This window comes from Stenotrophomonas sp. SPM (assembly GCF_003105135.1).
GTDB lineage: Bacteria > Pseudomonadota > Gammaproteobacteria > Xanthomonadales > Xanthomonadaceae > Stenotrophomonas.
Map to the genome: position 1 here is coordinate 1 of NZ_QETL01000071.1, position 21,400 is coordinate 21,400.

At 68.3% G+C, this 21,400-nt stretch carries 21 protein-coding genes; 12 read left to right on the forward strand and 9 right to left on the reverse strand.

Features of this window, described 5'->3' with window-relative positions; genetic code table 11:
* Positions 1-35: 35 nt before the first annotated feature.
* Positions 36-764, reverse strand: a complete 729-nt coding sequence (gene dapB / locus DCO49_RS14150) for a 4-hydroxy-tetrahydrodipicolinate reductase (protein ID WP_116864575.1) — start codon at positions 762-764, stop codon at positions 36-38.
* Between the two features lie 159 nt (positions 765-923).
* On the opposite strand from dapB, the gene DCO49_RS14160 reads away from it, so the two are divergent.
* Positions 924-1,319 (forward strand): MerR family transcriptional regulator, encoded by a 396-nt coding sequence (locus DCO49_RS14160; protein WP_116864593.1) that lies wholly within the window; start codon positions 924-926, stop codon positions 1,317-1,319.
* A gap of 55 nt (positions 1,320-1,374) precedes the next feature.
* On the forward strand, positions 1,375-1,956 hold the full coding sequence (locus DCO49_RS14165; protein WP_116864576.1) for an NAD(P)H-dependent oxidoreductase: 582 nt from the start codon (positions 1,375-1,377) through the stop codon (positions 1,954-1,956).
* 132 nt (positions 1,957-2,088) lie between these two features.
* Here the strand turns inward: DCO49_RS14165 and DCO49_RS14170 are convergent, their stop codons facing one another.
* The 3 genes from DCO49_RS14170 to DCO49_RS14180 are packed head-to-tail and all read right to left on the reverse strand — an operon-like array spanning position 2,089 to position 4,456.
* Complete coding sequence (locus DCO49_RS14170) at positions 2,089-2,343, reverse strand: DUF6587 family protein (RefSeq protein ID WP_116864577.1); 255 nt, start codon at positions 2,341-2,343, stop codon at positions 2,089-2,091.
* Positions 2,343-4,205, reverse strand: coding sequence for a ferrous iron transport protein B (feoB, locus tag DCO49_RS14175; protein WP_116864578.1), 1,863 nt, complete (start codon positions 4,203-4,205; stop codon positions 2,343-2,345). Before feoB ends, DCO49_RS14170 begins: the two co-directional genes overlap by 1 nt.
* Entirely contained in the window at positions 4,202-4,456 is a 255-nt protein-coding gene (locus DCO49_RS14180) for a FeoA family protein (RefSeq protein ID WP_116864579.1), read from the reverse strand. The genes feoB and DCO49_RS14180 overlap by 4 nt, the downstream gene beginning before the upstream one ends.
* Positions 4,457-4,576: 120 nt before the next feature.
* Between DCO49_RS14180 and DCO49_RS14185 the strand changes: the two genes are divergently transcribed.
* The 7 genes from DCO49_RS14185 (at position 4,577) to DCO49_RS14215 (ending at position 11,423) form a co-directional block, all read left to right on the forward strand.
* Positions 4,577-5,365 (forward strand): enoyl-CoA hydratase/isomerase family protein, encoded by a 789-nt coding sequence (locus DCO49_RS14185; RefSeq protein ID WP_116864580.1) that lies wholly within the window; start codon positions 4,577-4,579, stop codon positions 5,363-5,365.
* 1 nt (position 5,366) lies between these two features.
* Positions 5,367-5,753, forward strand: a complete 387-nt coding sequence (locus DCO49_RS14190; RefSeq protein ID WP_116864581.1) for a VOC family protein — start codon at positions 5,367-5,369, stop codon at positions 5,751-5,753.
* A 159-nt stretch (positions 5,754-5,912) separates the two neighbouring features.
* Positions 5,913-6,806 (forward strand): hydroxymethylglutaryl-CoA lyase, encoded by an 894-nt coding sequence (locus tag DCO49_RS14195; RefSeq protein WP_116864582.1) that lies wholly within the window; start codon positions 5,913-5,915, stop codon positions 6,804-6,806.
* The gene (locus DCO49_RS14200) at positions 6,803-9,379 is read left to right on the forward strand and encodes an EAL domain-containing protein (protein WP_116864583.1); all 2,577 of its coding nucleotides are present in this window, start codon (positions 6,803-6,805) and stop codon (positions 9,377-9,379) included. Before DCO49_RS14195 ends, DCO49_RS14200 begins: the two co-directional genes overlap by 4 nt.
* Positions 9,380-9,511: 132 nt before the next feature.
* Positions 9,512-10,282, forward strand: a complete 771-nt coding sequence (locus DCO49_RS14205; protein ID WP_116864584.1) for an SDR family NAD(P)-dependent oxidoreductase — start codon at positions 9,512-9,514, stop codon at positions 10,280-10,282.
* A 48-nt stretch (positions 10,283-10,330) separates the two neighbouring features.
* The gene (gene yeiP / locus DCO49_RS14210; RefSeq protein WP_079221730.1) at positions 10,331-10,897 is read left to right on the forward strand and encodes an elongation factor P-like protein YeiP; all 567 of its coding nucleotides are present in this window, start codon (positions 10,331-10,333) and stop codon (positions 10,895-10,897) included.
* Complete coding sequence (locus DCO49_RS14215) at positions 10,887-11,423, forward strand: hypothetical protein (protein ID WP_116864585.1); 537 nt, start codon at positions 10,887-10,889, stop codon at positions 11,421-11,423. Before yeiP ends, DCO49_RS14215 begins: the two co-directional genes overlap by 11 nt.
* Positions 11,424-11,550: 127 nt before the next feature.
* Here DCO49_RS14215 and DCO49_RS14220 read toward each other — a convergent pair whose 3' ends face one another.
* From DCO49_RS14220 to DCO49_RS14235, 4 genes are all read right to left on the reverse strand, one after another.
* Positions 11,551-12,006, reverse strand: coding sequence for a hypothetical protein (locus tag DCO49_RS14220; protein WP_116864586.1), 456 nt, complete (start codon positions 12,004-12,006; stop codon positions 11,551-11,553).
* A gap of 101 nt (positions 12,007-12,107) precedes the next feature.
* Positions 12,108-13,871 carry a DUF4105 domain-containing protein gene (locus DCO49_RS14225; RefSeq protein ID WP_116864587.1) on the reverse strand — a complete coding sequence of 588 codons (1,764 nt, stop codon included), beginning with the start codon at positions 13,869-13,871 and terminating at the stop codon, positions 12,108-12,110.
* Positions 13,872-14,028: 157 nt separating this feature from the next.
* Complete coding sequence (locus DCO49_RS14230) at positions 14,029-14,340, reverse strand: DUF2388 domain-containing protein (protein WP_116864588.1); 312 nt, start codon at positions 14,338-14,340, stop codon at positions 14,029-14,031.
* A gap of 62 nt (positions 14,341-14,402) precedes the next feature.
* Positions 14,403-15,791, reverse strand: a complete 1,389-nt coding sequence (locus tag DCO49_RS14235) for an FAD-binding oxidoreductase (RefSeq protein ID WP_116864589.1) — start codon at positions 15,789-15,791, stop codon at positions 14,403-14,405.
* Positions 15,792-15,963: 172 nt separating this feature from the next.
* Here DCO49_RS14235 and serA point away from each other — a divergent pair, with 172 nt between their 5' ends.
* Positions 15,964-17,205: a phosphoglycerate dehydrogenase gene (serA, locus tag DCO49_RS14240; protein WP_116864590.1), complete on the forward strand. Its 1,242-nt coding sequence runs from the start codon at positions 15,964-15,966 to the stop codon at positions 17,203-17,205.
* Positions 17,206-17,272: 67 nt separating this feature from the next.
* On the opposite strand, the gene DCO49_RS14245 is transcribed toward serA, so the two are convergent.
* Positions 17,273-17,887 carry an NUDIX hydrolase gene (locus DCO49_RS14245; protein ID WP_116864591.1) on the reverse strand — a complete coding sequence of 205 codons (615 nt, stop codon included), beginning with the start codon at positions 17,885-17,887 and terminating at the stop codon, positions 17,273-17,275.
* 130 nt (positions 17,888-18,017) lie between these two features.
* Here DCO49_RS14245 and DCO49_RS14250 point away from each other — a divergent pair, with 130 nt between their 5' ends.
* The gene (locus DCO49_RS14250) at positions 18,018-19,490 is read left to right on the forward strand and encodes an amino acid permease (RefSeq protein ID WP_108768722.1); all 1,473 of its coding nucleotides are present in this window, start codon (positions 18,018-18,020) and stop codon (positions 19,488-19,490) included.
* 84 nt (positions 19,491-19,574) lie between these two features.
* Positions 19,575-21,002 carry an amino acid permease gene (locus DCO49_RS14255; RefSeq protein ID WP_116864592.1) on the forward strand — a complete coding sequence of 476 codons (1,428 nt, stop codon included), beginning with the start codon at positions 19,575-19,577 and terminating at the stop codon, positions 21,000-21,002.
* Positions 21,003-21,400 lie beyond the last annotated feature (398 nt).

Sequence of the window (21,400 nt, forward strand, 5' to 3'; positions counted from 1 at the left end):
TGACTAGGCCGCCGGGCATGGCCCGGCGCTACCGGTTAACGGGGACCGTCCAGCAGGTCCCGCACCCGGTAGCTGCCCGGCGCCCGCCCCTGCAGCTGGCGGGCGGCAAACAGCGCACCGCGGGCGAAAATGTCGCGGTTGGCGGCGCGGTGCACCAGCTCGATGCGCTCACCCAGGCCGGTGAACTGCACCAGGTGTTCGCCGACGATGTCGCCGGCACGCAGGCTGGCGTAGTGCGGCTCCGCCCCGCCCCGCTGCGCGGCCGCGCCCAGGGTCAGCGCGGTGCCCGACGGCGCATCCTTCTTCTGCGTGTGGTGCGACTCGACCACATCGCAATCCCAGCCGGCCAGCGCCTGTGCGGCGCGCTCGACCAGTTCATCCAGCACCGCCACGCCCAGGCTGAAGTTCGACGCCCAGACCAGCGGAATGGCACCCGCGGCTGCCTCCAGTGCCTGCCGCTGCACGCTGGAAATGCCGGTGGTGCCGGACACCAGGCCCGCACCGCGCTCCACGCACAGCGCCAGCATCGGGTCGAAGCCTTCAGGCAGGCTGAAGTCGATGGCCACGTCGAACGCCGGCGCGCCTCCCAGCTCGCTGGCGGCGAAGTACGGCACGCCCTCGATCACGCGCTGGGCCGGCGCGCGGCCGGTCACCGCAGCGACGATCTGCAGGGAATCAGCGTGTTCGGCGGCCAGCCGCAACAGGGCCTGGCCCATGCGCCCGGAGGCGCCGTGAATAAGCAGTCGGAGGGGAGTCTGGTTCATGCACGCAGGCTAGCGGCAGCACGCATGGTCCGGCAAGCGCTGTGGCTGCTACGCTGCGTGCCCCCTCAAGCGCTGGCCCGCACCTCATGCACCTTTGCAGACCGCCCGCGCCAAGTGCTGACGCCATCATGCCGCCTGCGCGGATGCAGGGCTGAAACGGTGCGCATTTCCGAAGTCGCGCGCCGCACCGGCGCCAGCGCCAAGGCGATCCGCCTGTACGAGGCACGCGGACTGCTGCCGCCGGTGCCGCGCCTGAACCGCTATCGCGACTACAGCGAACAGGATGTGGCGTGGGTACAGCTGATCCGGCAGGCGCTGGGACTGGGCATCGGATTGGCCGCCATCACGCGCCTGCAGCGCAGCGACGGCCAGCTCGACTGGCCGGCAGTGCTGGTCCTGCTGGAGCGCCAGCGCACTGCGATTGCTTCCGAGCGCGAGCGGCTTGCCCGGATCGAGGTCGAACTGCAGGAAGTCACCGGCGAGCTGCGGCAATGGCTGCAGCAGGGCGATGGCACCTGCGTTCTGGTTCCTGCCGGCTGCCTTGGCGGAGTTTGACTCTGCCCTAGGGGCATAGCGCAACGTCGGTCGCTTTCCAGCCTTCGAGACTGCCGTGTCCCGCTCCATCCTGATCCTGCTTGGCCATCCCGACCGTGACAGCCTGTGCGGCGCCCTCGCCCAACGCTACGCGACCGCCGCCAGCAACGCTGGCCACCGCGTGCGCTTGATTGCCCTGGGCGACCTTCAGTTCGACCCGGTACTTCGCCACGGGTATCGCCAGATCCAGCCGTTGGAAGCCGACCTGCAGGATGCCGCCGACGCGATCGAGGCCTGCGATCATCTTGTACTGGTCTACCCGACCTGGTGGGGCGCGCTGCCTGCCCTGCTGAAAGGCTTCTTCGACCGCGTGCTGCTGCCAGGCTTCGCCTTCCGCTACCGGCGCGATTCGGTATGGTGGCACCGGCTGCTGGCTGGACGCAGCGCGCGGGTCATCACCACCCTGGACACGCCGCCCTGGTACTACCGGTGGATCTACCGCGACCCGGGAATTACCCAGATCCGCAGCACCATCCTGGAATTCTGCGGCATCCGCCCAGTGCGGGTCACCCGCCTGGGCGCCGTGCGCAGCGGCACGCCGCAACAACGCGAACGCTGGCTGGCTCAAGCGGCCGGGCTGGGTGCGCAGGCGCGCTGACGCGTCGCGGCGAACAGCCCGCCTCGCCCGGCCCGCAACGTAGCTCCATGCGTGGATGATCAATCGGCAGTGAGGACCAAGGCCCGCACCCATCGGAGGAGGCCCGCCCCCAGCAAAGCAGGAAGGGCAGGCTCAGTGCCGCTTCGGCGGTGCCGGTCCGCAGCTGTCGCAGCCACCGCAGGCGCCACCACCGCCACTGGCCGGCGGCGCGATCTTCCGCCCCAGGCCCTGCACCCAGGCCGCCCGGCCCGGCTTCAGCAGGGCCAGTGCCAGCGTGCTGCGCAGCCTGCGCGTGGTAACCGGAAACTGCTTCTTCATCACCACCCACACGCTGGCCAGCACGGCCACCGCGACGATGAAGTACTGGATCAGCAGGCCGGCGTCCATCAGCCGCCTCCCAACGCCACGGTCACCTGGTAGGTGATCAGTGCCGCCACGTAGGCCGCCGCGAACAGGTACAGCGCCGAGAAGCCCATCGTCTTCCACGAATTGGTTTCGCGCTTGATGGTGGCCAGCGTCGAAATGCACATCGGTGCGTAGATGAACCACACCATCAGCGCCAGGCCGGTGGCCAGCGACCAGCCATCGGCCACCACCGGCGACAGCGCCGAGATGGCCGCATCGTCATCGGCTGCCGACAGCGCGTAGACCGTGGCCAGCGAGGACACCGCCACTTCGCGCGCGGCCAGGCCCGGGATCAGCGCGATGCAGATCTGCCAGTTGAAGCCCAGCGGAGCGAAGATCGCGGTCATCGCATGGCCGATCTGGCCGGCGTAGCTGTAATCGATGGCCGGCATGGTGGCGTCGGCCGGGGCGCCCGGGAAGGTCAGCAGCACCCACAGCAGGATGGTCAGGGCCAGGATGATGCCGCCCACCCGGCGCAGGAAGATCATGCCGCGCTCATACAGGCCCACGGCCAGGTCGCGCACGTGCGGCAGGCGGTAGGACGGCAGCTCCAGCATCAGCGGGTGCTCGCTCTTGTCGCGGCGCCACTTCTTCATCACCCACGACATCACCAGCGCGCTGAGGATGCCGGCCACGTACAGGCCGAACAACACCAGGCCCTGCTGATTGAAGATGCCGACCTTGCCGGCCGGGATGAACGCACCGATCAGCAGCGCGTACACCGGCAGTCGTGCCGAGCAGGTCATCAGCGGCGCCACCAGGATGGTCGCCAGGCGATCACGCGGGTCCTGGATGCTGCGGGTGGCCATGATGCCCGGCACCGCGCAGGCGAAGCTGGACAGCAGCGGGATGAAGGAACGGCCCGACAGGCCGGCGCCCGCCATCATGCGATCGAGCAGGAACGCCGCGCGCGGCAGGTAGCCGGACTCCTCCAGCGCCAGGATGAAGGCGAACAGGATCAGGATCTGCGGCAGGAACACCACCACCCCGCCGAGGCCGGCGATGATGCCGTCCGTCAGCAGGCTGGTCAGCGGGCCTTCGGGCAGCACGCCGCCGACGAATTCGCCCAGCCAGCCGAAGCCGGCTTCGATGCCATCCATCAGCGGCGTGGCCCAGGCGAACACCGCCTGGAAGATCAGGAACATGACCACCACCAGGGTGATCAGGCCGAACACCGGGTGCAGCAGCCAGCGGTCCAGGGTGTCGTCGATCTTCGCGGTACGCGCCGGCATGCTGACGGCCGCCGCAAGGATGCTGCGCACCTTGGCGTGGTAATCGATGCCGCCCTCGACGCCGGCCAGCGGCGCATCCAGGTGCGGCACCATCGCATCGAGGCGGTCGACCAGGGCCTTGGCGCCCTGCTTGCGCACGGCCACGGTTTCCACCACAGGCACGCCGATCTCGCGTTCCAGCGCGGCCACGTCGATGCGGATGCCACGGCGCTGGGCCGCGTCCACCATGTTCAGCGCGATGACCATCGGCTTGCCCAGCTCACGCAGTTCCAGCGCGAAGCGCAGGTGCAGGCGCAGGTTGGTGGCGTCGATCACGCACAGCAGGACGTCTGGCGCGGCCTCGCCCGGGTAGAAGCCCCGGCAGAGGTCGCGGGTGATCGCCTCATCCAGGCTGGCCGGCTGCAGGCTGTAGGCGCCCGGCAGGTCGAGCACGGCGAACTCGCGGCCGGACGGCGCACGCAGGCGGCCTTCCTTGCGCTCGACGGTGACGCCGGTGTAGTTGGCGACCTTCTGCCGGCTGCCGGTCAGCTGGTTGAACAGCGCGGTCTTGCCGCTGTTGGGATTGCCGACCAGCGCGATGCGCAGGGGAGCGGCGTTGACGGCAGCATTCATGCACAGGACTCCACACGGGCGGTGTCGATGACGATCCGCTTGGCTTCACTGATACGCAGCGCGAAACGAGTGAACCCGACCTGCACCAGCAGCGGCTCGCCACCGACCGGCCCCTTGGCTATCAGGCGCACTTCCTCGCCCTTGACGAAGCCCAGCTCGCGCAGGCGCCGGGCGATGGCATCGTTGGCCTGAAGGTCCTGCACGGAATCGACCACGGCCGGGGTATGCAGGGGCAGTTCGGACAGCGTCATCTAGCGCGATCTCAGCTGGATGTAAATGGTTCTCGATTCTAACATTCCCGCGTCGCGTCATGGCCCATGACCAATGGGCCGCTATGATCCATACAGGAATGGAGTAACCCCCGGAATCCCATGAACGATGCTTTGCTGATCGAGCGCGATGGCGCCGTCCTGACCCTCTGGCTGAACCGGCCGGAGCTGCACAATGCCTTCGACGCGAGCCTGATCGCCCGCCTGACCGCCGCCCTGGAGGCCGCCGGCCGCGACCCGGCTGTACGGGTGGTGGTGCTGGCCGGCCATGGCGCGTCCTTCTCCGCCGGTGCCGACCTGCAGTGGATGCGCGGCATGGCCGCCGCCAGCGAGGCCGAGAACCGCGAGGATTCACTGGCCCTGGCGCGCCTGATGCGCACCCTGGACGAGCTGCCCAAGCCGACCCTGGCCCGGGTCCATGGCGCGGCCTTCGGTGGCGGCGTCGGCCTGGTCGCCTGCTGCGACATCGCCATCGCCACCAGCGCGGCCCGTTTCGGCCTCACCGAGAGCCGCCTGGGCCTGCTGCCGGCGGTGATCTCGCCCTACGTGATCGAGGCCATCGGCCCGCGCCAGGCCCGCCGCTGGTTCGCCACGGGCGAACACTTCGATGCGGAAACCGCCCTGCGCATCGGCCTGGTCCACCAGCTGGTCGAGCCCGAGCGCCTGGACGACGCCCTGCAGCGCCAGCTGGCCCTGCTGGACAAGGCCGGCCCGATCGCCTCGTCCTCGGCCAAGGAGCTGGTCCGCCAGGTCCGCGACAGCCACGACCGTGACACCCTGGACCGCGACAATGCCGCCCTGATCGCGCGCCTGCGGGTGTCGGCCGAGGGACAGGAAGGGCTGGGCGCCTTCCTCGACAAGCGCGCCCCGCACTGGGTCACGGAGGCCTGACATGCTCGACCACATCGGCCTGTGCAGCGCCGACCTGCCACGCAGCCGGACGTTCTTCCTGCAGGCACTGGCGCCGCTGGGCATCAGCCTGGTGATGGAAGTGACCGCCGAACAGACCGGCAACCACGACCATGTGGGCTTCGGCAGCAACGGCAAGCCGTTCTTCTGGATCGGCAACGGCGGCAGCCCCAGCCACGGCGTGCACGTGGCCTTTGCCTGCGGCAGCCGCGCCGAGGTCGATGCCTTCCACGCCGCCGCACTGGCAGCCGGGGGCCGCGACAACGGCGCCCCGGGCCTGCGCCCGTGGTACCACCGCGACTATTACGGCGCCTTCGTGATCTGCCCCGATGGCAACAACATCGAAGCGGTCTGCCACCGCCCGGACTGATTCCCGCGCAGGAATGTGGCCGCTTTCGCGGCCGACCTGCGTATCCCTGTTGGCAGCCTGGTGGAGACCGGGCCGCCCCCGTTCTCCAGGAAACCCCGTGATCGCACCCGCTTCCGCACCTGCCGCCCGCCCCAACCTGCCCGCCACGGAGGTGCGCCGATGAGCGATTTCGTCCGCATCGTGGAAGTGGGCCCGCGCGACGGTCTGCAGAACGAAAAGCAGGCGGTGGCCACCGCCGACAAGATCGCCCTGATCGACCGCCTGTCCGCCACCGGCCTGCGCACCATCGAAGCGACCAGCTTCGTCAGCCCGCGCTGGGTTCCGCAGCTGGCCGATGCGGCCGAGGTCTATGCAGGCATCGATCGCCGCCCCGGCATCGCCTACCCGGTGCTGGTCCCCAATGAGCAGGGCTATGAACGTGCGAGCGCCGTGGGCGTACAGGAAGTGGCGGTGTTCACCGCTGCCTCCGAGGCCTTCAACCTCACCAACACCAATGCCGGCATCGACGAGTCACTGGCCCGCTTCGCGCCGATCCTGCGCCGTGCTGCCGGGGACGGCGTGCGCGTGCGCGGCTACGTATCCACCGTGCTGGGCTGCCCCTACCAGGGGGAAGTGCCGCTGGCCGACGTGGTGCGCGTGGCCCGCGCCCTGCATGAGATGGGCTGCTACGAAATCTCGCTGGGCGACACCATCGGCGTCGGCACCCCGCACAAGGCGCGGGCCATGCTGAAGGCGGTCGCCGCCGAGATCCCGATGAGCGCTCTGGCCGTGCACTTCCACGATACCTACGGCCAGGCCATCGCCAATATCGCCAGCTGTCTGGAGGAAGGCGTGCGCGTGGTCGACAGCGCGGTGTCCGGCGCCGGCGGCTGCCCCTATGCCAAGGGCGCCAGCGGCAACGTGGCCAGCGAGGACGTGGTCTACCTGCTGCAGGGCCTGGGCCTGGAATGCGGCGTGGACCTGCCGGCCCTGGCGGAAACCGGGCGCTGGCTGGCCGGCCTGCTGGGTCGCGCCACCGCAAGCCGGGTCGGGCAGGCCCTGGCGGCGACATGAACGACAGCGGCCCGCGCGACGGCCCGGCCCACGGCGAAGCATCCGCCGTGACCGACGACGCGCTGGCCGCACTGCAGGCCGCGCTGGCGGGCGACCCGCCTGCCGCACAGGCAAGACTGCTGCGCCAGGCGATGGAGGCACTGATCGACGCCCGCCTGCGCATGGGCGAGGCACAGGAGCGCTACGCCGCCCTGTTCGATGCAGTGCCCGACCCGGTCAGCATCCTCAGCGCCGACGGCGTGGTGCTGGACGTCAACCGCGCCGGCATCCACGCCTACGACCGCCCACGCGAAGCCATCGTCGGCCAGCCGATCGAACTGCTCAATCCCGACCTGCCCAGCGACCACCTGCAGCCGGTCTGGGAAGCGTTGAACCGCGGTGACACCTATGTCATCGAAGTGACCAACATGCGCGGCGATGGCAGCCGCTTCCCGGTGGAGGTGCATTCGGCCGGCTTCCAGGACCACGGCCAGCCCTGCATCGTGGCCGTGGCGCGCGACCTGAGCGGCCGCTGGCGTGCCGAATCGCGTTACCGCCTGCTGATGGAATCGATCGACAAGGGCGTGATCCTGTTCGACCGCAACCTGCGGGTGATCTCGGCCAACCCGGCCGCGCACCGCGTCCTCGGCATCACCAGCAACGGCAATGCCTTCGACGCCCTGCTCGACCCCGAGGCCTGGCTGATCGTCGACGAGCACGGCAACACCCTCACCCAGGCACAGTGGCCAACCATCCGCTGCTTCCAGGCCGGGCGGGTCATCCGCAGCACGATCATCGGCCTGTACCACCGCCCGCGCGGACGCATGCTGTGGCTGTCGACCACCAACGTGCCGGTGTTCGGCACCGGCTGCGACCAGGCCGACCATGTCTATTCGATGTTCAGCGACATCACCGAGCTCAAGCGCAACAACCTGCTGTTCGCGCGGGCACAGTCGCTGGCGCACATCGGCGGTTGGGAATGGGACCGCAGCCTGCAGCGCCTGTACCTGACCGACGAGGCCCGGCGCATCGTCGGCCAGCCCGACGACCTGCAGGACATGACCGCCCTGTTGGACTGCCTGCGCAGTGATGACCGCGCCTCCCTGCAGCAGGCCCTTGCCGATACCATCAAACACCGCAGCAGCTTCGGCCTGGAGCTGCAGGGCCAGCGCCGCGACGGCCACTCGTTCTGGATCCGGATGATCGGCGAGGTCTCCACCGGTGACGTCGATGCCGCGCGCATCACCGGCACCGTGCAGGACATCACCGAACGCAAGCAGGCCGAAGAAACCCTGCGCGTGCAGGCGCGCACCGACCCGCTGACCGGGATCATGAACCGCGACGCGGTGCTCACCGACCTCGGCGTGCGCATGGGCAGCCCGGGCCACGACCGGGTGGCGGTGCTGTATATCGACCTGGACCGCTTCAAGGTGGTCAACGACCTGCTCGGCCACAATGCCGGCGACGAGCTGCTGATCGAAGCGACCCGGCGCATCGCCACGGCCATCGGCACCGAAGGCCTGCTCGCCCGCTTCGGTGGCGACGAGTTCCTGGTGATCTGTGACCTGCGCGACCAGCCCGACCAGGCCGAGCAGCTGGCCGAGCGCATTACCGCCGCGTTCTCCTCGCCCTTCCAGCTGGGCAGCGACGAATTCCAGGTCACCGCCAGCATCGGCATCGCCAAGGCCCCGGGCGACGGCGACCGGCCGCAGCAGCTGATCCAGAACGCCGACACCGCCATGTACGAGTGCAAGCGCCGCACCCGCAACGGCTGGCACGTGTTCTCACAGGAACTGGCCGAGCGCCAGAACGACCGCCTGCAGATCGAGAGCCGGCTGCACAAGGCGCTGGACGGCGATGAGTTCCGCCTGGTCTACCAGCCGCAGATCAACCTGCGCACCGGCGCCATCACCGGCTGCGAGGCACTGATGCGCTGGCACAACGGCCAGCTTGGGCAGATGCGCCCGGACCTGTTCATCGGCCACGCCGAGCACACCGGCGACATCGTGCGGATCGGCCAGTGGGCGCTGCGCGAGGCCTGCCGGCAGGTGCGGCAATGGCAGGATGATGGCCTGGAGACGATGCGGGTGGCGGTCAACGTGTCCTGGCGTCAGTTCGTCGGCGAGGACCTGGCCCGCTGGGTACGCCAGGTACTGGACGAGTTCGAGCTGCCCGGTACGGTGCTGGAACTGGAGTTCACCGAGCGGGTGCTGATCGAGGATGCGCCGGACACCCTGCGCACCTTCGCCCGCCTGCGTGAGATGGGCGTGATGCTGACCATCGACGATTTCGGCGAGGGCTACAGCGCGCTGAACTACCTGCGCCGGCTGCCGATCCACGGCCTGAAGCTGAGCCAGCTGTTCGTCGAGGGCATCCCGCGCAACCGTTCGGACGTGGCGGTGTGCGAGGCGGTCTGCGCGATCGCCCGCAGCCTGGGCCTGGGCGTCGTGGCCGAGGGCGTGGAAACCGAAGCCCAGCGCCAGTGCCTGCTGGGCCTGGGGGTAAGCATCGGCCAGGGCTTCCTGTTCGCCCCGGGCCTGCCCGCCGGCGAGTTCGAGCGGCGGCTGCACGGGCGCGACCCGCCGAATATGTAGAGTCGAGCCATGCTCGACTGCCACAGGAAGATGCAGTCGAGCATGGCTCGACTCTACATTGCAGCAGCGCACAACAGCGCGCGCCGTGGCTTCCGTTAGAATCGGCGGTTCTCGAACCTGCAGGACCGTTCAATGCAGCTGTCTTCCGTACGTGCCGTGATCACCGGCGGCGTTTCCGGCCTCGGCCTGGCCGTGGCCCAGCACCTGGTCGCCAACGGCGGCAAGGTCGCCCTGTTCGATCTCAACGACGACAAGGGCGCGGCCGCCGTGGTCGAGCTGGGTGCTGACAAGGCCCGCTACTTCAACGTCAACGTCAGCGATGAGGCGGCGGTGGGCGCGGCCATCGACCAGGCCCACGGCTTCCTTGGTGGCCTGAACGTGGCGATGAACTGCGCCGGCATCCTCGGCGCCGGCCGCGTGCTGGGCAAGGAGGGTCCGATGCCGCTGGCCGGCTTCCAGGGCACGGTGATGGTCAACCTGGTCGGCAGCTTCAACGTGGCCACGGCCGCGGCCAACCGCATGCAGCACAACGAGGCCGGCGACGACGGCGAGCGCGGCGTGATCATCAACACCGCCAGCATCGCTGCCTACGAAGGCCAGATCGGCCAGGCCGCCTATGCCGCCAGCAAGGGTGGCGTGGTGTCGATGACCCTGCCGATGGCCCGCGAGCTCTCGCGCTTCGGCATCCGCGTCAATACCATCGCCCCGGGCGTGTTCTGGACGCCGATGGTGGACGGCATGCCCGAGGCCGTGCAGCAGTCGCTGGCCGCCTCCATCCCGTTCCCTTCGCGCCTGGGCAAGCCGGATGATTTCGCCAGCCTGGTCGGCTTCATCCTCGGCAACACCTACCTCAACGGCGAGACCATCCGCCTGGACGGCGCTACCCGCCTCGCTCCGAAGTGATTCCCCCGGGCGCCGGGACGGCGCCCACCCCCAACGACCAACAACACCATGAAAGCCAACGACATCAAGAAGGGCAACGTCGTCGAGTACAACAACGGCGTGTACCAGATCCGCGACATCGAGCGCAGCTCGCCGCAGGGCCGCGGCGGCAACGTCCGCTTCCGCTTCATCATGTACAGCGTGCCGGGCGGCAACAAGCTCGACGCCAGCTTCGATGCCGACGACAACCTGGTCGAAGTCGAACTGCTGCGCCGCCAGTCCACCTATTCGTACAAGGACGGCGATGCGTTCGTGTTCCTCGATGACGAGGACTACACCCCCTACACCCTCGACGCCGACGTGATCGGTGACGACGCCGGCTACATCACCGACGGCCTGACCGGCATCTACGTGCAGGTCATCGACGAGCAGCCGGTGGCGATCCAGCTGCCCGCCTCGGTCGTACTGGAAGTGATCGAGACCCCGCCGGAACTGAAGGGCGGCACCGCCACCAAGCGCCCGAAGCCGGCCAAGCTGAACACCGGCATCGAAATCATGGTGCCGGAGTACATCGCCAACGGTGAGCGCGTGCTGGTGAACACCGCCACCGGCGAATTCGCCGGCCGTGCGGACTAAGCACCTCGCGCTGGTCGCCTGCCTGTCCCTGCTTGCGGCGTGTTCGCCGCAGGCAGCGGACAGCGCTGCTGAAACCACGCCCAAGGTACCCGCAAGCGAATCGGCTGCACCGCCCGTGGCGACAGCACCGGCGGCCGAGCCGGCCGCCGTCGTGGCGCACTTCGCTACCCCGTCCACCGGCAATGAAGCGCTCGACCAGGCGCTCGCCGCCGCAGGCTGTCCCGTGCCTGGGGACGTGTATGACGTTGACGACGTGCGCATCTACTGCCAGATGCCGGCGGACGTGCAGGCCTTCCTCGCGCGTGAGAACACCTGCCAGCATTTTGCCGGTGAAGAGCCTTACGACGACGAGCGTCGTCGCGAACTGGAAGAAGCCAGCGCCACGTACTGCGAAGGCCGCGAAAAGATCTTCACCGGCCTGGTCGCGCGCCATCGCGATGACTGCGCGGTCCGCTCCGCGCTGATCGACATCAACGGGCGCTACGACCTGGACTTCGACCTGGACCTGAAGCCCTGCGAGGGCTGATCGATGAACGCCGGGCGTGGCCCGGCGCTACCGGCTTCTGTAGAGCCGAGCCCATGCTCGGCTGCGTCTGTCGATGCATCGCGGACGAAGCGCCATCCGGGCATGGCCCGGCGCTACCGGCCTGCGCTCATTTGCCACCGAAATTGCCGCAGCCGTGGTACTGGTGCGCGCCGATGGTCAACATCGCTTTGGCCTCGAATGATTCGCCGCTCATGCCGTCCTGGCAGGTGGTGCGCTGGAAGCTCAGCTTGATGGGCGTGCCATCGGCGGCCTTGCCGGCCCAGCCATCGGCGCCCGCGGTGGGTGCGGCAACCTGGAAACGGCGCTCGCCGTAGTCCACCTCGACCTGCAGGCCTGGTCCCTCGCCACCAACCACCGCCAGCCAGCCGGGTTCGTTGCCGGTGGCACGGAACGCTGCGCTGCCGTTGCCTTCGGTTTCGCTCGCGGCGGCACTGTCCGTCGGTGGTTCAGGCAGGGGCGCTGGCAAATCGGCGCTTGCCGCTGCCGCAGGGGCTGTTGCCGGCTGGCACGCGGTGAGGATGATGCTCAGGGAGGCAGCCAACAGGCTGGGAGCTGTACGCATGGCTCGACTCCTTGTCGATACTGCTGAGGACACCTGACCGTAACACTTCGGCGCAGGCAGGGGCTGAAAGCCGCCTGACCGCAGCCCCAGGCGTGCGGCAATCAGCGAACGGCCACGCCGGCTGCCGGCGGCGCTGCCTGCTCCCGCAGTCGGTTGCCGAGTGCGGCCAGGTTGGCATCGATGTCATCCAGCTCCTGCCGTTGTCCGGCAGGCAGCTCTGCGCGCAGTTGCTGTCGCAGCGACTGCCAGGCAGGCACGGCCGCGGCACTGGCGGCGGTCACGGCCTCGGCAACCACGGCCTGCTCCTCGGCCAGCGGCAACCCGTAACCGGCATCGGCCTGCAACCGACCCGGCCGCAACCACTGCCCGCTCTGTTCCAGCAGGCCACGCAGCCGCGCGGTTGCCGGGCTGTACGGCGCCGCCAGCAGGCGACGCTTCAAGGTATCGCGCGCACGCAGCTCGGCACGGCGCTGCGCGGCCTGCTCCAGCAGCAGCAATCCGGCGCTGGCGCGCACATCGCCCTGCTGCAGCCAGGGCTCGCGCTGCCGCGCGGGCAGCTTCAGCCAGCCGCGCACGTCCGCCGCTGGTAAAGCGTTCTGTGCCGCCGCGACCGCAAACAGCTGCTGGTAATGATCGCGTGCCGATGCGAAGTAGTAACCCTGCGCCTGCGCACGGGCAGGATCATCCAGCACCTGCACATCCAGCGCGTCCAGTCGCGCCAGCCGACGGCGCAGGCCGCGCGGGGTCAGCTGGGCCAGGCCCGCCTCGCCCAACCGCGGCACGCCGGCCTGGAGCAGCTTGGCCGTTTCCACCGCACAGTTGTTGCTGACGAAGTAATAGCGCCCGTCATAACTCCAGTGCACCTGCGCAGTCCGCTCGAGCAGGCTGGCAATCTCGCTGCGGTCGAGCTTCAACGGCAACGACTGCAGGCCGCGCAGCTCGACCTTGGTGTATTCGTCCACCACCTGCTGCAGCGGCAGCACGAACAGGCGCGACGGGTAGCCGCCGGTCAGGCCACGCCAGTTTGAGATCTGCACGTCGCCGACGAACGCACGGAAGGACAGGACACGGTGGTATTCCAGATCCAGCCGGCAATCAGGCCCCGGCACACGGCCCGGGCGGCAGATCACCAGCCGCAGCATGCTGTGGCCCCAGCGGCTCATCGGCTGCGCACTGCCCTCGGCGAACAGGTAGTCCACGGCGTAGACGCGCGACGGGTCCAGCCGCAGCAGCGAGGCGGCGCCCTCCTCCTCCTCGGCCTGCAGCAGCGGCACGGTACGCTCGCACTGCGGGGTCGGCAGCGACGGCGGCGTACCGAAATGCTGCCGGTACCACTGCGCCACGGCCGGCCGGCGACAGGCGAATTCGGCATCGAGCACGAAGCGCTCGGCGTTCACCGCCAGGTATTCGGCGGGGTCCTGCAGCTCATAGGGATCCGGGCTGCGGTCGCTGAAATGATTGGCGCCACGCCCCAGGAGCCACGGCCTGCGCTGCCAGCCGGCCAGGTCACGCCAGCGCGCGCTGCGCGACCAGTTTGCGCCGCTGCGGTCGGCAACGTGGGTCAGTTCATGGATCAGCGCGCTGCGGCGCGCACGGCGCGCACCGGCCTGGCTGTCATCCAGCAGGTCCAGGCGCAGGGCGATGCGCCCGGCGAATGCGCGGCCGTGCACCTGTGCCGGCAGATCATCACGCCACGACACCCGCACCTGCTCGGGCAAGGCACGCAGCAGGCCCTCGGGCAGCAGCGCCTGCACATCGTCCAGCGTCTGCTGGGCGAGCAGCTGTTGCGGCTCGCTCAGTCCGGCCGGATCGAGCTGCAGGCGATCAGCCGCATGCGCAGCGTGAGCGATCAGCAGTAGCGCCACCCCAGGCGTGGCTGCCGTGATCGACCGCCTGCGCCCTGCGCTCTTCTGTAGAGCCGAGCCATGCTCGGCTGCCGTTGCCGTGTGTCCGCGTTGCAGGTCCAGCCGAGCATGGCTCGGCTCTACAGGGAGCGATGCCGGGACTGTCACGCGACGTGGATCAGCGCGCCAGCAGCGCGCGGGCCAGCTGCAGGTCGCTCTGCTGCTGGGCAGCGGCATCCTGCTCGCGCAGGTGCACCAGTGCCGCCTGCAGGCGCGCGCCACGGATCTGGCCATCGCTGGCAACGAAGGCAGCCGCGTCATCGCGCGCAGCCAGAACGACCTTGTCATCACCCGAACTGCTGCCCGAGGTACCTGCCGAAGAAGCGGAGGCCGAACCGGCCGACGTACCGGCCGACGAGCCGGCAAAGCTGGAAGCGAAACCGGCCAGCGGCAGGGACAGCAGGGCGAGCAGCAGAAGCGGACGGGTCATCGTGGTCATGCCATCAGTGGGTATGCGTGGAGCGTAATGGTTGCGTGAAGTCTTTGCCTGCATCAGACGTCGAACAGCTTGCCTGGATTCAGCCGCGCGTCGGGATCGAACGCGCGCTTGACCGCCTTCATCAGCGCGATTTCCGCTGGTCCGCGCGTACTGTCCAGGTAGCCCTTCTTGACCAGGCCGATGCCGTGCTCGGCCGAGATGCTGCCATCGAAACGCGCCAGCACCTGCGCCAGCAGCTTGGTCACGTGCTCGCACTGCATTACGAAATCGGCGTCGCTGGTGTCATCAGGCTTGAGGACGTTGATGTGCAGATTGCCGTCACCGATGTGGCCGAACCAGACCACGTCGAAATGCGGATATGCCTCGCCGATCAGCGCCTGGGTCTCGGCCAGGAACGCCGGCATCGCCGAGATCCGCACCGAGACGTCGTTCTTGTACGGCTTGTAGCGCGCCACTGCCTCGGTGATGCCCTCGCGCAGGCGCCAGAGCTGGGCAGCCTGGGCATCGCTTGCACTGATCACGCCATCGCTGACCCAGCCATTGCCCATGCAGTCCTCGAAGGCCGCCATGGCCGCCGCTTCCTGCGCCTCGTCATTGGCGGCGAACTCGGTGACCACGTAATACGGGTGCACCTCGTCGAACGGCGCCTGCGCGCCGTGGGCCAGCACGTGCTCGAGCGCGCGCTCGGTGAAGAATTCGAAGGCCTGCAGTTGCAGGCGCGCACGGAAGGCGGCAAACACCTGCATCAGCACGTCGAAGCTGGGCACCGCCAGCAGCATCACGTTGCTGGCCGGCGGCGGGTCGGTCAGCTTCACCGTGGCCTCGACGATCACGCCCAGCGTGCCCTCGGAGCCGATCATCAGCTGGCGGAAGTCGTAGCCGCTGGAATTCTTGATCAGGCCCTTGTTGAGTTCCAGCAGCCCGCCGCTGGCGGTGACCACCTTCAGCCCGGCGATCCATTCGCGGGTATTGCCGTAGCGGATCACGCGGATGCCGCCGGCATTGGTGGCGATGTTGCCGCCGATCGAGCACGAACCACGCGCGGCGAAATCCACTGGATAGATCAGGCCGTGTTCCAGCGCGGCGTTGTGCAGTGCCTCCAACGGCATGCCCGCCTGCACCACCAGGGTGCGGTCGACGGCGTCGTAGGACAGCGCCTTGTTCATCCGTTCCAGGCTGAGCACCAGCTCGCCGTTGGCCGCCACCGCCCCCCCGGACAGGCCGGTGCGGCCGCCCGAGGGCACCACCGCCACGGCTTCGGCCGCGCTCCAGCGCATCACCGCCTGCACCTCCTCCACTGTTGACGGCAGAGCAATCGCCAGAGGCGCCGGCGTCCAGCGCCGGGTCCAGTCGCGGCCGTAATGCTCCAGCTCGGCAGGGTCGGTCTTCAGCTTCAGGCCGGGACAGGCCTGCTGCAGCGAGGCGATGCGGGAATCGGTCATGACAGTCCAGCGCGGTGCGTGAAGAACGGGCAAGGGTGCCAGCGGCGCGGGCCAGCGTCCAGCCCCGTCAATAGACGGCAGATGGCTACGGATGCAACTATTTCCGCACTGCACCATGGCCCCGGCGATCTGGCATAGTGGTCAGCCCCTGTCCCACTGGCCGTGCCGAAACATGTCGCCGAAGAAGACCTCGTTCCCCAAGCAGGATATCCGCGTGCTGTTGCTGGAGGGGGTCAGCCAGACCGCCGTGGAGGTGTTCACCTCCGCCGGCTACAGCCAGATCGAAGCGCACAGCAAGGCGCTGCCGGAAGACGAACTGAAGGCGCGCATCGCCGAGGCGCACATCGTCGGCATCCGCTCGCGCACCCAGCTCAGCGCCGAGGTGCTGGCCGAGGCCAAGCGCCTGATCGCGGTGGGCTGCTTCTGCATCGGTACCAACCAGGTCGACCTGGACGCGGCCGAGCTGGCCGGCATTCCGGTGTTCAACGCGCCCTATTCCAACACCCGCAGCGTGGCCGAGCTGGTCATCGCCGAAGCGATCATGCTGACCCGCGGCATTCCGCAGAAGAATGCCGAATGCCATCGTGGCGGCTGGTCGAAGTCGGCCAGCGGCAGCCATGAAGTGCGTGGCAAGACCCTGGGCATCATCGGCTACGGCCACATCGGCACCCAGGTCGGCGTACTGGCTGAATCGCTGGGCATGCAGGTGATCTTCCATGACGTGGAAACCAAGCTGTCGCTGGGCAATGCCCGCGCTGCCGCCAGCCTGGACGACCTGCTGGCGCGCGCCGACATCGTCACCCTGCACGTGCCGGAAACCCCGTCCACGCAGTGGATGATCGGTGCCACCGAACTGGCGAAGATGCGCCCGGGCGCGCACGTGATCAATGCGGCCCGCGGCACCGTGGTCGATATCGACGCTCTGGACGCCGCGCTGGCCAGCGGCCATATCGGCGGCGCCGCGCTGGACGTGTTCCCGGTCGAGCCGAAGGGCAACGGCGATGTCTTCGAATCGCCACTGACCCGCCACGACAACGTGATCCTGACCCCGCACGTGGGCGGCAGCACGCTGGAAGCACAGGACAACATCGGCATCGAGGTGGCAGCCAAGCTGGTGCGCTACAGCGACAACGGCAGCACCCTGTCGGCGGTCAATTTCCCGGAAGTGACCCTGCCCGAGCACGCCGACAGCCTGCGCCTGCTGCACATCCACCAGAACGTGCCGGGCGTGCTGTCCAAGGTCAACGAGATCTTCTCGCGCCACAACGTCAACATCGACGGCCAGTTCCTGCGCACCGACCCGAAGGTGGGCTACGTGGTGATCGACATCACCGCCAGCGAGGAACAGGCCGGCGCCGTGCGTGACGAGCTGGCCGCGATCCCGGGCACCCTGCGCACCCGCATTTTGTATTGATGAAGGCGTCGCCGGGCATGGCCCGGCACGCACGACGGTAGCGCCGGGCCAAGCCCGGCGGAATGCTTCAGCGGGCCAGCCAGCGGTTGGCCATGCGCTGCATCGATTCGTCCGATGCGGGGTCTGCGGCGACCTCGGCCACCGGGCGCCAGGCTAGGTCGAGGGATTCCTCGCTGAGCACGAAGGCTTCGCCGCCCACGGCACGGATCACGAAACGCACGTCGTAGTGCCAGTGCCCCGGCACGTCCTCGCGTGCGGGAATCCAATGCTTGTCCAGGTCGAAGATCGCCGGATCGTCCAGCACCAGGCCGGTCAGCCCGGACTCCTCTCCCGCTTCCTTCAGCGCCACCCGGGCCAGGTCGCGGTCGCCATCGGCGTGGCCGCCCAGCTGCAGCCAGCGCTGCAGCTTACGGTGGTGGGTCAGCAGCAGGCGCTGGCCATCGGCACTGACCAGCCAGCAGCTGGCCGTGAAGTGCCCGGCCAGACGTTCACGACAGAAAGGATCTTCCGCTTCGTCGATCAATGTGCCGAATTCGGCAGCAAGCGCGTCGTGGGATGGCTCCCGGCGGGCGTAGTCCTGCAGCATCCCACGCAGGTGATCGTCAAGCGCGGCAAGGGATTCGGCGGGTTGATTCATGAATGCGGGGGGATCGGAAAAATACTGCTCATTATCGCCGTTCATTGTTGCGATTGCGCTTGTGCGGGGGCTTCAGCTTTGGCTAAGGTACAGCGGGCTGTTCGCACGGCCTTCACCATTCCAGGCCGCCGGCAACGCATCGGCGGCCCCAATCCGATCATCAGGAAAGTTCTGCATGCTGAAAGCACTGTTGAGGGTCAAGCCGGTCCAACCGGCCGGGCACGTCGATGCTGGCGAACCCATCGAAGGCAGCCTGGACGGCGAAGCCACGTTGAAACGGACCCTCACGGCGAAACACCTCATCATGCTCGGCATTGGTGCGGTGATCGGCGCAGGCATCTTCGTGCTGACCGGCCAGGCCGCGGCCAACCATGCCGGCCCGGCGGTCATGCTCTCGTTCGTCATCGCCGGCTTCGCCTGCGCGCTGGCCGGCCTGTGCTACGCCGAGTTCGCGGCGATGATGCCGGTCTCCGGCAGCGCCTACTCCTACTCCTACGCCACCCTCGGCGAAGGCATGGCTTGGTTCATCGGCTGGTGCCTGGTGCTGGAGTACCTGTTCGCCTCCGCCTCGGTCGCGGTAGGCTGGTCGGCCTACCTGATCAGCTTCGTCACCAGCACGCTGAACATGCCCTTCCCGGACGCGCTCAGCGCGGCGCCGATCGCCTGGACCGGCAGCGAGTTCGTGGCCTCCGGCAAGCTGTTCAACCTGCCGGCGGTGCTGATCATCGCGGCGGTGTCGGGCCTGCTGTATGTCGGCGTGACCCAGTCGGCCTTCGTCAACGCGATCATCGTTGCCATCAAGGTCACCGTCATCTGCCTGTTCATCGGCATCGGCGCGGCGCACATCGATCCGGGCAACTGGCACCCCTTCATCCCTGAAAACACCGGCCCGGGCGAGTTCGGCTGGAGCGGCATCTTCCGCGCCGCCACCATCGTGTTCTTCGCCTACATCGGCTTCGATGCGGTCTCCACCGCCGCCGGCGAGACCAAGGACCCGCAGCGCAACATGCCGATCGGCCTGCTCGGCTCGCTGGCCGTGTGCACCATCGTCTACATCATCGTCTGCGCGGTGCTGACCGGCATGATGCCGTACCACCTGCTGGGCACCGACAAGCCGGTGGCCACCGCGCTGGAAGGCTACCCGCAGCTGGCCTGGCTGAAGACCGCGGTCGAGATCGGCGCCATCGCCGGCCTGTCCTCGGTGATCCTGGTGATGATGATGGGCCAGACCCGCATCGCCTACACGATCTCGCGCGACGGCCTGCTGCCGAAGTTCTTCGGCAAGGTCCACGCCCGCTTCCGCACTCCGTACTGGGCCACGATCGTGGTCGGCGTGATCGCCGCGGCGCTCGCCGGCCTGGTGCCGCTGAACGTGCTGGGTGAACTGGTCTCGATGGGCACCCTGCTGGCGTTCGCCACCGTCTGCATCGGCGTGCTGGTCCTGCGCTACAGCAAGCCGGACCTGCACCGCCCGTTCCGCGTGCCGGCCGTCTGGATCATCTGCCCGCTGGGCGCGGCCACCTGCCTGTTCCTGTTCTGGCAGGCGTTCGTGGTGCATTGGCACCTGTTCGTGGGCTGGACCGTGCTGGGCCTGCTGATCTACCTCGGCTACGGCATCCGCAACAGCAAGCTGGCCAAGTCCTCCTGATGTGCCTACGGGCCGGCCCCTGCGCCGGCCCGTCCGTTTCTCCCCGCGCGCCGGCAGCGGCGCGCTTCGAAAAGATCGACATCCATGTTCAAGCAACTGTGGGCCACCAAGCACCCGCATGCCGCCCATGAAGACGCCAACGGCCTGAGCCTTCGCCGCCACCTCGGCCCGTGGGGCCTGACCGCCCTGGGCATCGGCGCGGTGATCGGCGGCGGCATCTTCGTCATCACCGGCCAGGCCGCGGCCAACCACGCCGGCCCGGCCATCATGCTGTCCTTCGTACTGGCGGCCATCTGCTGCGCCTTCTGCGCGCTGGCCTACGCCGAGTTCGCCTCGATGGTGCCGGTCTCCGGCAGCGCCTACACCTACACCTACGCCACCTTCGGCGAGCTCTCGGCCTGGTTCATCGGCTGGATGCTGGTGCTGGAGTACGGCGTGTCGGCCTCGGCGGTGGCGGTCAGCTGGACCGGCTACTTCCTCAGCCTGCTCAGCCAGTTCGACATCCATTTACCCGCGTCACTGGTCAGTGCGCCCCTGGATGCACAGCTGCGCCCGACCGGCGCCATCGCCAACCTGCCTGCGGCCGGTCTGGTGCTGCTGCTGACCTGGCTGTGCTACGTCGGCATCAGCAAGTCCTCGGCGATGAACATGGCGATGGTCGTGCTGAAGACCGGCCTGATCATTCTGGTCATCGTGGCCGGCTGGAAGTACGTGGACACCAGCAACTGGACCCCGTTCATCCCGGCCAACGAAGGCCCCGGCAAGTACGGCATGGAAGGCGTGCTGCGCGGCGCGGCGATGGTGTTCTTCGCCTACATCGGCTTCGAGGCGGTGTCGGTGGCGGCGCAGGAATCGAAGAACCCGCAGCGCGACATGCCGTTCGGCATGATGGTGTCGCTGGTGATCTGCACGGTGCTGTACATCGCCATGGCGGCGGTGATGACCGGCCTGGTGCCCTACCCGCTGCTGGGCACCGACGAGCCGGTGGTGACCGCCGTGGCCGCGCACCCGCAGCTGGGCTGGCTGCGCTGGGTGGTCGAAGTCGGGGCCCTGATCGGCCTGTCCTCGGTGGTGCTGGTGATGATCATCGGCCAGCCGCGCATCTTCATGATCATGGGGCGCGATGGCCTGCTGCCGCCGGTGTTCACCAAGATCCACCCGAAGTACCGCACACCGCACATCAACACGGTCATCACCGGCATCGGCATCGCCCTGCTGGCGGCACTGTTCCCGCTGGACATCCTCGGCGAACTGACCTCGATGGGCACGCTGATCGCGTTCGCGGCGGTGTGCGCGGGCGTGCTGATCCTGCGCCGCACGCAGCCGGACCTGCCGCGTCCGTTCCGCATGCCGATGGCGTGGCTGATCTGCACGCTGGGCGTGCTGAGCTGCCTGGCGCTGCTGTCGGCGATGACGCTGCACAACTGGATGCTGATGGGCGTGTGGACGGTGGTCGGGTTCGTGATCTATTTCGGTTACGGGTTCAGGCACAGCCGCCTGCGGGGTCAGTAAGGGTTTATGTATTGCAGGGCCTGCGGCCCTGCACCCGCTGGAGCAGGAGCCGGAGCAACCGCAACGGCTGGGTTGAGGGGTTGGCGGGGAGGGGTGAGATTGCGGGGGACGCTGCAAGTACGTCCCTGTAAGCTCGGTCGCCGCATCCATGCGGCTCACGCCCCCGCAACCTCACCCCTCCCCGTCTTTGACGGTCTCCAGGCGCGTCCGGCGGATCCACGCCATGCGTGGATGAATTCCATCTGGGGAATGAACTTTCTCCGGTCTATGAATCTTCTGTAGAGCGGAGCCATGCTCCGCTCCGAGCAAGCGCAGCGCCGCGACCCGCTTTTCGCCTTTCCTTCTTCACTCCGTGGCTGGCGCGCACGGAACCTGTCCGTGGCCGGCCGGGGTGGGCT